This window comes from Bradyrhizobium sp. WSM4874 (genome assembly GCF_055811835.1).
The window spans coordinates 208,663-221,388 of the sequence record NZ_JBVVPR010000011.1; the positions used below are offsets into that span (position 1 = coordinate 208,663).

The window sequence follows — 12,726 nt, forward strand, 5'->3', positions numbered from 1 at the left end:
GAGCACAAGCCGCAGCGTTGGATTCGGCTTCAGGTCCCGAGTGAGTCGTGACCACTCATCGCAACCTCTGTCGTGCAACGCTGCGTGAAGACGATGTTTGGTAGCGGAGTCGTTCGCATCGGGCGGCGACCCGGCTTAGAAGCCGTGTCGGTACTGAGTAACCTAAATTATCGCACAACAAACAAGACGTGCCATCATGGCGATGTTGGGATATCGTCCCCGCGCCGTGGTCCAAAATCCTGCTAACCGCCAACCACACGATCGGTGGAGCCAATGCAGATTGCGGAGTGGCTCGACAAACTGGGGCTTGGGCAATACGCAGAGCGTTTTGCCCAGAATGCAATCGACGTGGGCATCCTCCCCGAACTGATGGACGAGGACTTTGATAAGCTCGGAGTCCTGCTAGGCCATCGCCGCAAAATGCTGCGTGCTATTGCCGACCTCGATCCAGCCGCGTTGATCGCATCGCCGACGCCTCCTCAGGACGCCGAGCGGCGCCACCTCACCGTTATGTTTTGCGATCTGGTCGGCTCGACCGCGCTCTCGGCGCGTCTCGATCCCGAGGATATGTGGGAAGTGATCCGGGCCTACCGCGCCGCCTGCGCGAGCGTCGTTGCGGCTTATGACGGCAGGATAGCCAGGTTCGTCGGCGACGGAATACTCGTCTATTTCGGCTATCCTCGCGCCCACGAGGATGATGCGGAGCGCGCAGTGCGAGCGGGTCTCGACACTATCTCCGCAATTGGGCAGCTCAAAACAGGCGCCGACGAACGGGTTGAACTGCGCATCGCAATTGCGACAGGGCTTGTGGTGGTCGGTGACCTCATCAGCGGAGATGCGTCAGAGGAACAGGCAACCGTCGGCGACACACCAAACCTTGCCGCTCGGCTCCAGAGCCTGGCGGAACCGGGCGCGGTCGTCGTTGCTTCGTCGACGCGCCGGCTGCTTGGTGATCTCTTCACGTTTCGCAATCTCGGCCGCCGTGAGGTCAAGGGCATAGCCGAACCCATCGCAGTCTGGGCGGTGGAGGGAGCGATCGCATCCGAGAGTCGCTTCGAGGCGGTCCGCGCGGTACGCTCGACCGGTTTTGTCGGCCGCAGGGATGAGATCGAGTTCACTCTCTCGCGCCAGCGGCTGGCATGGCAGGGGCAGGGGCAGATGGTATTGATTTCCGGCGAAGCGGGCATCGGCAAGTCGCGCATTGTCGCAACGCTGTCCGAAAGCCCCTCGTTGGGGGCTCACCGCCGGGTGCGATATCAGTGTTCGCCCTACCATATCAACAGTGCGCTCCATCCCTTTGTCGCGCAGCTCGAGCGCGCCGCCGGCATCCGGTCGCACGACACGCCTGGGCAAAAGCTCGACAAGCTCGAGGCAATGCTGGCGCTTGGAACACAGCAGGTCGCCCAAGCGACACCGCTCATTGCGGCTCTCCTTTCGATTCCCACCGGCGACCATTGTCCGCCGCTGAGTTTGAGCCCGGCGCAGCAGCGGCGACAGACATTTGCCGCCCTTCTGGATCAGCTTGAGGGGTTGGCGCGAGAGCAACCCCTGCTGATTATCTGCGAGGATATGCATTGGGCCGATGCCACGACACTTGAACTGTTCGATCTCGCGGTCGATCGGATCAGAGGCCTGCCGATACTCGTGCTCATGACATCCCGGCCAGAGTTCGAGCCCTCCTGGTCGGGCCTTGCCAACGTTAGTCTGTTGCGGCTCGACCGACTCGATCGGCAGGACTCGCGCGCGCTGGTCGAACAGGTGGCCGTTGGTCGCCAGCTGCCACGCGAGATGATGAAGCAGATCATCGATAGGACGGATGGCATCCCACTATTCGTCGAGGAATTGACCAAGATGGTGCTGGAGTCCGGGCTACTCGTCGAAGATGCCGGGCGCTATCGCCTCGATAATCCGCTCCCGCCGCTCGCTATTCCCGCAACGCTGCAGGATTCGCTGATGGCGCGGCTTGACCGGCTGGCCCCAGTCAAGGAGTTGGCGCAGATAGGCGCCGCCATCGGTCGCGATTTTTCATACGCGCTGCTGAGATATGTGGCGGGACGCGATGATCTGACGCTGAGCGCTGCGCTAGCGCAACTCGAAGAGGCCGAACTGCTGGTGCGTCGCGGGGCTCCGCCCGAAGCAAACTATAGTTTCAAGCACGCTCTCGTTCAGGAAGCGGCCTACGAGAGCCTGCTCAAGAGCAAACGGCAGGTGCTTCACAAGCGCATCGGCGATGTCCTGCGCGAGAAGTTTCCAGTCGTCGCCGAGACTGAGCCGGAAGTTCTGGCACACCACTTCACTGAGGCGGGGCTGAACGAGGTCGCCCTCGAATGGTGGCGCAAGGCGGGCCTGCAGGCGCTGAAACGCTCCGCCTATTCCGAGGCGATTGCACATCTCGGCAAGGCGATTGCCGTCGCCGATGAGCTGCCCGATGAGCACGACCGGATGATGAGTAGGCTACATCTTCAAATCGCATATGGCCGTGCATTACGGGGCAGCCTCGGGCACAGCGCTCCCGAAACGGTAGCCGCATGGACGCGCGCCCGACAGTTCGCAGCCGACATCAATGACCCGGTTGAACTTGCGCCAGTCCATTCGGGTCTCTTCAATGCCTGCCTGACACACGGCGAACTCGCGCCGATGCGGGCGCTGGTGGATGCCATCGTGAACGCCGCTGAACGGCGACCGGACTCACCGGTGGCCGCCGTCGTTGCACATTGGACGGGCGGGGTTACCTGCTGGTTCGGGGGCGACTACTTGAACGCGAGAGTACATCTTGAGAAGGCACTAGAGATCTATGGTGACGAGCCGGATCCCGCGACGTTTAGGGGCTCGGCACTGGATCTCCCATTCGTGATCATGAGGTTTCTTGCCCTGGTGCTTTGGCCGCTTGGCAGGATCGCTCGCGCACGTCGCCTCGCCGTGGAAGCGATAAGTGCTTCCGGAGAAAAACGGGCGCTTTCTCAGGCCAATGCGCTTGTTCATCGAGCTGTGTTCGACGGACTATGCGGGGGCATGTTGCAGCAAACAGAGACGATCCTGGCGCTCGGTCTCGCTCGCGACCACACGATGCCGCTGTATGTGGCCGCCGGCACCTACCTGAATGGCCTGGCCAAGTGGCGTGCCGGCGACGGAATGGCCGGGCTAACGGAAATGCGTCGCGGCTGGACCTTGCTGCACGAGAATGACTGCTACCTCTGTGAGCCGTTTTGGGGGATGCATGTCGCGATGGCGGATGCAGAGTCGGGCCGACTCGAAAACGGGCTGGAAATCTTGAGCGGATTGATCACATGGGCGGGGCAATCCGGTCAGCATTGGCTTGATGCCGAGCTGCATCGCGTCTACGGGGAGCTTTTGTTGCGTCATGATCCTTCGGACCTAGCCAGTGCCGAAAATGCGCTAAACCGAGCGCTGGAAATCGCACGGCACCAACGGGTGAAGACTTTCGAGCTGCGCAGCGCCCTTGGACTTGCACGCCTGCACAAGACAAATGGCCGAGCGGGCGCGGTATCCGAGGTGCTCGCTCCCGTGCTCGCTGAATTCGATGCGGAGCGCAATCTTCCCGAAGTCGTTGAAGCCAGAGAGCTGCTCAAGCAAGTGCATTAGGCACGTGCGGTTTCTCTAGCTAGCCGTTTGGTCAGGAGAGGCGTCGAGATCCTGCCCCAGCATCTCCGGTCGCCTCACTGCAATGCGCGTTCGCTCGTGACGTACGGGCCAGGGCTGACGGGTTACGAATTCACGTGCACGAAATCCCGCAGCAGCGGGTAGATCTCGTTATTCCAGCGCTTGCCCGAGAACACGCCGTAATGGCCGACGCCGGCCTGCATGTGGTGGACGCGGCGGTAGGCGCGCACGCCGGTGCAGAGGTCTTGCGCGGCCAGCGTCTGGCCGATCGAGCAGATGTCGTCCTTCTCGCCCTCGACCGTCATCAGCCCCATGCGGCTGACGGCCTTGGTGTTCACCGGACGTCCCCGATGCATCAGCTTGCCCTGGGGCAGAAGGTGCTCCTGGAATACGTCGCGCACCGTCTCGATGTAGAATTCCGCGGGCAGGTCCATCACGGCGAAATATTCGTCGTAGAAGGTCTTGATGCTGGCCGCCTTCTCCTTCTCGCCCTTGGCGATGTGATCGGCGAGATCGATGTGCTGCTTGATGTGGCGCTCGAGATTCATCGAGACGAAGGCGGTGAGCTGCACGAAACCTGGATAGACTTTCCGCAAGGCACCGCGGCACTGCACCGGCACGTAGTTGATCAGGTTCTGCTCGAACCAGTCGATCGGCCTGCTTTTGGCGAATTCGTTGACCCTGGTCGGCTGGATGCGCGTGTCGATCGGGCCGGCCATCAGCGTCAACGTCGCCGGCCGTGAAGGATGGTTGCCCTCGCACATGATCGCGGCGGCCGCGAGCGCCGAGACCGAGGGCTGGCAGATCGCGACCATATGCGGGCGCGGGCCCAATTGGCCGAGGAAGTCGATGAGATGCTCGGTGTAGTCGTCGAGCCCGAAACGGCCCTCGCTCCGGGGAATGTCACGCGGATTGTGCCAGTCGGTGATGTAGACATCGTGATCCTGCAGCAGCGTCTTCACGGTGCCGCGCAGCAGCGTCGCGAAATGGCCGGACATTGGAGCCACCAGCAGCATGCGCGGCTGCTCGCCCACGCCCTCCTTCTTGAAACGCAGCAGCGAGCCGAACGGGGTCGCGTAAGCGATCTCCTCGGTCACGGCGACTTCGCGATTGCCGACCATGACGCTGTCGATGCCGTAGGCGGGGCGGTGGTAGGTGAGGGTGGAGCGGGAGATCAGCTCAAGCGCGGCCGACAGACGGCCGACGACCTGATCCGACAAGCCCTGAGGCACCAGATTGAGGAATCTGAGTGCGGACGAAGCCCCCGACCGCCACGGCGCCGTCAGGTCCATATGGTTCTGAAAGGCCTGATAATACATCGACATCATACTGAAACGCCCACCTGTCCCCGTGCTGCTATGCAATATCGGAGCCAAACCTGGGATGGGCCGCCCTCAAGATTGGCACGTCGCTTGCTGCTCTTTTCGCGGGAAGCACAGGCGGTGCGCACTCCCGCAGAGTCCGGCAGGGTGCGAGTCACAGGCGTGAGGGAAGGCCACATGGCGAAGGCGACACTGACCATCAGCAGCAAGAACTATTCGTCCTGGTCGCTGCGTGGCTGGCTGCTCACGAAATTTTCCGGGCTCGATTTCGAGGAGATCGTCACCGCGCCGGACGACGCGTCGGCGCGCGCCGAAATCCTGCTGTTGTCGTCGTCGATCCTGGTGCCGTGCCTGCGGCACGAGGGCGCGATCGTCTGGGACACGCTGGCGATCGCCGAATATCTCAACGAGGCGATGCCGAACGCCGGGCTGTTGCCCGCGGATCGCATCCAGCGCGCGCATTGCCGCTCGATCTGCGGCGAAATCCATTCCGGCTTCACCACCTTGCGCGCCTCGCTGCCGGTCAATCTGAAGGGGCACTTCCCGGGCTTCAAGATCTGGTCGCGCGCGCAGGCCGATATCGATCGCGTCTGGGCGATCTGGCGCGACTGCCTGGACAAATCGGGCGGGCCCTTCCTGTTCGGCGAGACCCGTACCATGGCTGACGCGATGTACGCCCCCGTAGTGACGCGCTTCGTGACCTATAACGTCAAGCTCGAGCCGCAGCTGCAGGCTTATGCCGATACCATCATGGCCATGCCGGAGATGAAAGAATGGATCGCGGCGGCAAAGGATGAGCCGGCCGAAATCGAGGAGCTCGAGGTCGAATATTAGGCAGGCCGGGTGCCATTTGCCTGTTTTGCGAGCGAGCATCCAACCGCCGCGCCCCGCAGTCATGTCATTGAAGCCGTTAACTTTTGACGCCCGTGGCCGGTTGGGCCTGCTCAGGCGCTGCGCAGATATTGTATGCGCCTGCTGGCCGGTTGCGACATCTAGCCGTGAACAGGCGCGTACGGGGCTCTACGGCTGATTCGGACGTGATTCGTTCGGGCCGCGTTCCGAAGGTTAAGCCGGGACGCGGCACCGTTGCATTTTGAGACAGACGCCGGTGCTCAGGCTACGCCCGAATGCTTCATGCGCGGGACGCGCCAGCCGATGACTGTAGCTTCAACCGCGACGCCGGCCGCGTGGTTCTGCCAGCGTCCCTCGACATAGCGGCAGGCGAACGGCAGCTGATAAGTCCCGCTGTGGTCCTCGCACAGCACTTCGACTGCAAGGCCAGGCGGCGGTTCTCCGGCGCCGTCGAATTCCGCCAGTCGTCTGTCGCGCGTTGCCATCAAAAAACTCCCCTAAACAAAGCCGCAGAAGGAGCGCCCATTTCCTCCGCATGCAGATCATCGCTCCCCGTCCGAGGGAACAGCCGCAAGCTCAACGCGAGAATGCGGTGCGAGTGTGGTAGCCTCGACAGGCGGCGTGCAAAAAGCGCACATTGCCGTGATTGATTTGACGAGGAACTTGCATGCTGCTTCGAAGCGCCGGCGTCTGTTTCGCGATGTTGCTGCTCGCTACGCTGGCGATTGCGCCGGTCCGCGCGCAGGACGTGCCCGGCATCGAGATCTGCACCGTCGAGAAGACCATGGAGCGCCGCACCAGCTGCCTCCAGAGCAACGTCGACTTCCTCCAGAAGACTATCACCAAGCTGAACCTCGATCACCAGCAGAAGCTGGATGCCGCGGGGCGCCAGATCGATGCGTTGAAGACGACCGTGGCCGGCTTGCAGAAGATGCTCGGCGATCTCCAGGCCGCGCAGGCGAAGGCCGCGCAGGATGTGAAGAAGAAACAGGATGCGCCGCCGCCGAAGGATGCGGCGAAATAGGCGCCGCGCTCAGGCGACGCGATATCGCTCCATCACGCTGCGGTCGGGCTCATAGCCGAGTCCAGGTCCGGTCGGCACCGCGACATGGCCGGTAGCATCGACATCGGCGCGGCCGCCCCAGAGGCAGGCCTCGCGCTTGAGGTAAAACATCTCCACCAACCCGTCGCCGCGCCCCGCCAGGAGATGCAAGGTCGCCAGCAGGCCGGGGCCGAAATATGGGGAGTGCGGAACGATCTTGACGCCGAGCCGATCTGCGAGCGCCGCAACCTTCAGAAATTCCGTGATGCCGCCGACCTTGATCACCGACGGCTGGGCGTGGCTGACCGCGCCCGCATCCATCATCTGGCGGAATTGATATTCCGTGCAGGCGTTCTCGCCGGCAGCGACGCCGAGCCCGCCCTTGCTGCGGACCTCGGCGAGCGCCGCAAAATGCTCCGGCGGCCAGACCGGCTCCTCCAGGAACATCGGCTGCGCGTCGCGGCATGTCCTGGCGAACGCGATCGCCTCTTCGCCTGACAGCGGGCAGTTCATGTCCACCATCAGCGGAATGCCGGGCCCGATCGCCGCGCGCGCGGCAAACACCGCCGGTGCCGTGGTCTCGTGCAGCTTGATGGCGCCATAGCCGAGCGCGAGCGCCTTCTTGCATTCGGCAGCGATGTTGTCGGGCGAACCGATCCGCAACAGGCTCGCATAGGCCGGAATGGCCGGGCGTCTGGTGCCGCCGAGCAGGCGGTGCAGCGGCACGTCCTTGACCTTGGCGGCGAGGTCCCACAGCGCGATGTCGAGCCCGGAGATCGCGAACATGGTGATGCCGTAACGCCCGAACAGATGCAGATTGCGCTGGATTTGCTCCATCACCGCCGGAATCCCGGCGGCATCGGGAACTTCCAGCCCACGGGCCTGCGGTGCGATCATTTCATCGACGGCACTGCGCGTGGTGCGGGGGCAGACATAGGCGAAGGCATCGCCCCAGCCGGTCAGCCCGGCGTCGGTGCTGACCTCGACCATCACCATGTCGAGGGCGGTGATCGCCGAGGCGCCTTGGCGGAAGCTCGCGACACCGGCGTCATAGGGGATGCGGATATGGTGCGCCCGCACGTCGGTGACTTTCATGACGCGGTTCCTCCTGCTTTCTGGTGAGCGGTTTCAAGGATGTCCCGAGTGTAGCCATGAACGCCCGGACGTTGCCAGTGGCTGCTCCGGCGTTATCCTCTTGCGGGACCGCAACACCGATCAAGCGAAACCCGCGGACTTCGGTGCATCATGGTCGCGCTTCGAACGAGAAACGCCATGAACCCAGCCCAGCGCGCGCTCTGGTATGTCGAGAGCCATCTGGCCGAGCCGATGACGCTCGACGAGATCGCTACGATATCGGGCGTGTCGCGGTTCCACATCGTGCGCGCGTTTGCCGCAGCCACCGGGCTGCCGGTGATGCGGTACGTGCGCGCGCGGCGGCTGACCGAAGCGGCGCGCAGTCTTGCGAACGGCGCGCCGGACATCCTGTCGCTGGCGCTGGAGGCAGATTACGGCTCGCACGAAGCATTCACCCGCGCGTTCCGCGACCAGTTCGGCACCACGCCCGAAGCGGTGCGGGCCGCGCAATGCACCGGCCATCTCAAGCTTCAGGAGCCGATCCTCATGGATTCAACCATCGCAGACAAACTCGCCGTCCCGCGCTTCGAAACCACAAAGGCCTTCCTCGTCGCAGGCATCAACGAGCGCATCTCCTGCGACAACGGCGCGGCCATTCCTGGACTGTGGCAGCGCTTCCACCAGGAGGTCGCCGACATTCCCGTGCGCGTTGGATCGGTCGCCTATGGCGTCTGCTGCAACGGCGACGATGCCGGCAATTTCGACTACATCGCCGGCGTCGAGGTCGACGATTTCTCCGAGCTGCCGCGCCGCTTCGGCCGCATCCGTATCCCCGAGCAGCGCTATGCGGTGTTCACCCACGCCGACCACGTCGCCTCGATCAGGCGCACCGTCAACGCGATCTGGAATCAGTGGCTGCCGGCCTCCGGCCTGAAGGCTGCCGATGCGCCGAACTTCGAGCGCTACGACGAGAAATTCGATCCCGCCACCGGCAATGGCGGCCTGGAGATTTGGATACCCGTGCGAGATTAGCGTGCAACGCTGGCATACCATCCCGCTTGCTTGGCAAGCCCCGGCGACTTTGTCATAACCGCAGGCAATCTTGCGTGTGGGGCCCGTGCCGGACATCCCGTGCAAGTCATAACAAGCAGCCGGGAGGGTCCCCACATGTCCAACGTCCGCGTTCTCGCCACCGACCTCGAATTTCCCGAAGGGCCGGTCGTGATGCCGGACGGCTCGGTGGTGCTGGTGGAAATCCGTGGCCAGCGCCTGACCCGGATCCATCCCGACGGCCGCAAGGAGATCGTCGCGAAGATGCCGGGCGGCCCGAACGGCGCAGCCCTCGGCCCCGACGGCAAGATCTACATCTGCAACAATGGCGGCTTCTCCTGGATCCCGACCCGCAACATGGTCATGCCGGGTCCGCAGCCCGACGATTACCTCGGCGGCTCGATCCAGTGCGTCGATCTGCAATCCGGCCAGATCGAAACCGTCGTGACGCGTTGCGGCGAGCACGATCTGCGGGGGCCGAACGATCTGGTGTTCGACAAGCAGGGCGGCCTCTGGTTCTCCGATCTCGGCAAGCGCCGCGCACGCGAGATGGACGTCGGCGGCATGTACTATCTCAAGCCTGGCATGAAGGAGATCGTCGAGGTCGTGCACGGCATACTGCCGGCGAACGGCATCGGCCTGTCGCCGGACGAGGCCACCGTCTACATCGCGGAGACGCCCACCGGTCGGCTCTGGGCCTACGAGCTCTCCGCGCCCGGCACGCTCAAGCCGCGCGATGTGATCTATCGCGGCGAGCGGGGCAAACCGATCTGCGGCCTCGGCGGCTACCAGATGTTCGACTCGCTGGCGGTCGAAGCGAACGGCAATGTCTGCGTCGCCACCCTCGTCTCCGGCTGCATCTCGGTGATCGCGCCTGACGGTACCCTGGTCGAGCAGGTGCCGACCGGCGACCGCGTCACCACCAACATCGCCTTCGGCGGCCCCGAGCTGAAGACCGCCTACATCACGCTCTCAGGCAAGGGCGAGCTGATCGCCATGGACTGGCCGCGCGGCGGATTGCCTCTCAATTTCCTAAACAAATAAACGGTGCTAGTGACCGTCATTGCGAGCGAAGCGAAGCAATCCAGGAATGCGTCCGCGGTGACAGTATGGATTGCTTCGTCGCTTCGCTCCTCGCAATGACAAAGGAGAGAGTTTCAAATGCCCTGGCCTGATCCCATCACCCTGCGCGGACAGCATGCCGGTCTGGAACCGCTGTCGCATCAGCACCGCGAGGGGCTGATCGAGGCCGTGAAGGACGGCGAGCTCTCTACCATCTGGTACACCGCGATTCCGACGCCGGACAACATGGGCAAGGAAATCGACCGCCGGCTCGGTCTTCAGGCCGCGGGCTCGATGCTCCCCTTCACCGTGCTCGATGGCAGCGGCAAAATCGTGGGCATGACGACCTATATGAACATTGATGCCGCCAACCGCCGCGTCGAGATCGGCTCGACCTGGTATGGCAAGAGCGCGCAGCGCGGTCCGCTCAACACGCAGTGCAAGCTGCTGCTGCTCACCCACGCCTTCGAAACCCTGGACTGCATCGCGGTGGAATTCCGCACCCACTTCTTCAATCACCAGAGCCGCCGCGCCATCGAGCGTCTTGGCGCCAAGCAGGACGGCATCCTGCGCAGCCACCAAGTCGCGCCGAACGGCACGCTACGCGACACGGTGGTCTACAGCATCACCGCGGCCGAATGGCCGACGGTGCGAACGCATTTGAATTATCAACTCAACGACAAGCCGCGCTAGAGGCGGCCGAGGCACCATGGACAGATTTGATTATGTGATCGTCGGCGCGGGCTCCGCCGGTTGCGTGCTCACCAGCCGGCTGAGCGAAGACCCCGCTACCAGCGTCTGCGTGCTCGAGGCGGGCCCGAGCGACTGGCATCCCTACATCCATCTGCCGGCCGGCTTCATCAAGACCTTCCACATGAAGAGCATCAACTGGGCCTACCAGCAGGAGGTCGGGCCCTGGACCGGCGGGCGCAGCATCTATGCGCCGCGCGGCAAGACTCTCGGCGGCTCGTCCTCGATCAACGGCCATATCTACAATCGCGGCCAGCGCATGGATTTCGACACCTGGGCGCAGATGGGCAATCGCGGCTGGGGCTATGCCGACGTGCTGCCCTACTTCCGGCGGCTGGAGAAACGCGTCGGCGAGGGCGAGGACATTTATCGCGGCCGCGATGGCAATCTCACGGTTACCACCATGAACTGGCGCGATCCGCTTTGCGAAGCCTTCATGGAAGGCGCGGTGAGCCTCGGCATTCCGCGCAACCCCGACTACAACGGCAAGACCCAGGAAGGCGTCTCCTACTGCCAGCGCACCATCGACAAGGGCTTGCGCGTCTCCGGCGCCACCGCGTTTCTCAAGCCCGCGATGAAGCGTCCGAACGTCCATGTCCACACCCACGCGCATGCGACCGAGATCATCTTCGAGGGCAAGCGCGCCGTCGGCGTGCGCTACACGAAGGGCGGTAGTGGCGGCACGCCGATCGAAGTCCGCGCCAACAAGGAAGTGATCCTCTCCGGCGGCACCTATAATTCGCCGCAGCTCTTGCAGCTCTCCGGCATCGGCTCGCCGGATTTGTTGGGCGCCCACGGCATCGCCGTGCGTCACGCGCTGCCGGTCGGCGAAGGCCTGCAAGATCATTACGCCCCGCGTACGGTCGCCCGCGTCAAAGACATCAGGACCATCAACGAGCTTCGTCGCGGTTGGCGTCTCTGGGTCGAGGCCATGAAATGGGCGACGGCGCGCAAAGGCCTCCTCTCACTGTCGCCGACCATGGTCTATTGCTTCTGGCACTCCGGCGAGAGCGCGGACAGCTCCGACCTCCAGCTCACCTTTACGCCTGCGAGCTACAAGGAAGGCGTGCAGGGCCAGCTCGAAGACGAGCCCGGCATGACGGTGGCCTCCTGGCAGCAGCGCCCCGAGAGCCGCGGCTATGTCCGCATCCGTTCGTCTGATCCGTTCGCGCCGCCGATCATCCAGACCAATTATCTCGACGCCGAGCTCGACCGTCGCGTCATCGTGGGCGGCATGAAGCTCGCGCGCAGGCTTTTGAAGAGTGCGCCGCTGTCGCCCTATTACGCCTACGAGGATTTCCCTGGACCCAACATCAACACCGACGACGAGTTCCTGGCCGCCGCCACCGAGCGCGGCACCACCACTTTCCACCCCGGCTGCACCTGCCGCATGGGCCCGGCGGATTCCACCTGGGCGGTGGTCGACGACAAGCTCCGCGTCCACGGATTGCAAGGCCTCCGCGTGATCGATGCGTCGGTGATGCCGCGCATGATCTCGGCGAACCTCAATGCCTCAACCATGATGATCGCCGACCGCGCCTCGGACCTCATCCGCGGCAAGCAGCCAATGGAAGCCGCGCGTGTACCGGACGCCGCGGTGGCGTAGCAAGGTCTCGTGCCCCGGACGCAGCGCAGCGCTTCCCCGGCGATGCGAAGCATCGTCCGGTGCAGCCGTGCGCTGCAGAGCCGAGGCCCATCTCACGTGACCTTCGTGCGCCTCCTGGCGATTTGAAGCGCGAGTTGGAGAAGGCGATGCTCGCCCTTGCTCCGTCATTGCGAGCGCAGCGAAGCAATCCAGTATCTTTCCGCGGAGGCAGCCTGGATTGCTTCGCTGCGCTCGCAATGACGAGGTGGAGAGAGTGAGCCATACTCTCCGTGTCATCGCCCGGCCAGTGCGCAATTGCGCACTAGGACCCGGCGATCCAGTATTCCAGAGACGATTGTGATTGAGCC

The 12,726-nt window shown here is 63.6% G+C and carries 10 protein-coding genes; 7 read left to right on the forward strand and 3 right to left on the reverse strand.

The window, feature by feature from the left end; genetic code table 11:
- The first annotated feature begins 273 nt into the window (after nucleotides 1-273).
- Entirely contained in the window at nucleotides 274-3,603 is a 3,330-nt protein-coding gene (locus AC0L3P_RS14690) for an adenylate/guanylate cyclase domain-containing protein (protein WP_473302309.1), read from the forward strand.
- Between the two features lie 122 nt (nucleotides 3,604-3,725).
- Here AC0L3P_RS14690 and AC0L3P_RS14695 read toward each other — a convergent pair whose 3' ends face one another.
- Complete coding sequence (locus AC0L3P_RS14695; RefSeq protein WP_275169215.1) at nucleotides 3,726-4,949, reverse strand: polyhydroxyalkanoate depolymerase; 1,224 nt, start codon at nucleotides 4,947-4,949, stop codon at nucleotides 3,726-3,728.
- A 171-nt stretch (nucleotides 4,950-5,120) separates the two neighbouring features.
- On the opposite strand from AC0L3P_RS14695, the gene AC0L3P_RS14700 reads away from it, so the two are divergent.
- On the forward strand, nucleotides 5,121-5,777 hold the full coding sequence (locus AC0L3P_RS14700) for a glutathione S-transferase family protein (RefSeq protein WP_275169214.1): 657 nt from the start codon (nucleotides 5,121-5,123) through the stop codon (nucleotides 5,775-5,777).
- 278 nt (nucleotides 5,778-6,055) lie between these two features.
- On the opposite strand, the gene AC0L3P_RS14705 is transcribed toward AC0L3P_RS14700, so the two are convergent.
- Nucleotides 6,056-6,280, reverse strand: a complete 225-nt coding sequence (locus tag AC0L3P_RS14705; RefSeq protein ID WP_027570609.1) for a hypothetical protein — start codon at nucleotides 6,278-6,280, stop codon at nucleotides 6,056-6,058.
- 182 nt (nucleotides 6,281-6,462) lie between these two features.
- On the opposite strand from AC0L3P_RS14705, the gene AC0L3P_RS14710 reads away from it, so the two are divergent.
- On the forward strand, nucleotides 6,463-6,819 hold the full coding sequence (locus tag AC0L3P_RS14710) for a hypothetical protein (RefSeq protein ID WP_473302310.1): 357 nt from the start codon (nucleotides 6,463-6,465) through the stop codon (nucleotides 6,817-6,819).
- Nucleotides 6,820-6,828: 9 nt separating this feature from the next.
- On the opposite strand, the gene AC0L3P_RS14715 is transcribed toward AC0L3P_RS14710, so the two are convergent.
- The gene (locus AC0L3P_RS14715) at nucleotides 6,829-7,932 is read right to left on the reverse strand and encodes a mandelate racemase/muconate lactonizing enzyme family protein (RefSeq protein ID WP_275169211.1); all 1,104 of its coding nucleotides are present in this window, start codon (nucleotides 7,930-7,932) and stop codon (nucleotides 6,829-6,831) included.
- 177 nt (nucleotides 7,933-8,109) lie between these two features.
- On the opposite strand from AC0L3P_RS14715, the gene AC0L3P_RS14720 reads away from it, so the two are divergent.
- From AC0L3P_RS14720 to AC0L3P_RS14735, 4 genes are all read left to right on the forward strand, one after another.
- Nucleotides 8,110-8,943, forward strand: a complete 834-nt coding sequence (locus AC0L3P_RS14720) for an AraC family transcriptional regulator (protein WP_275169210.1) — start codon at nucleotides 8,110-8,112, stop codon at nucleotides 8,941-8,943.
- A 135-nt stretch (nucleotides 8,944-9,078) separates the two neighbouring features.
- Nucleotides 9,079-10,005 (forward strand): SMP-30/gluconolactonase/LRE family protein, encoded by a 927-nt coding sequence (locus AC0L3P_RS14725; protein ID WP_473302311.1) that lies wholly within the window; start codon nucleotides 9,079-9,081, stop codon nucleotides 10,003-10,005.
- Nucleotides 10,006-10,122: 117 nt separating this feature from the next.
- Nucleotides 10,123-10,716 carry a GNAT family N-acetyltransferase gene (locus AC0L3P_RS14730; RefSeq protein WP_275169207.1) on the forward strand — a complete coding sequence of 198 codons (594 nt, stop codon included), beginning with the start codon at nucleotides 10,123-10,125 and terminating at the stop codon, nucleotides 10,714-10,716.
- A 16-nt stretch (nucleotides 10,717-10,732) separates the two neighbouring features.
- Nucleotides 10,733-12,379 carry a GMC family oxidoreductase gene (locus AC0L3P_RS14735; protein WP_275169206.1) on the forward strand — a complete coding sequence of 549 codons (1,647 nt, stop codon included), beginning with the start codon at nucleotides 10,733-10,735 and terminating at the stop codon, nucleotides 12,377-12,379.
- Nucleotides 12,380-12,726 lie beyond the last annotated feature (347 nt).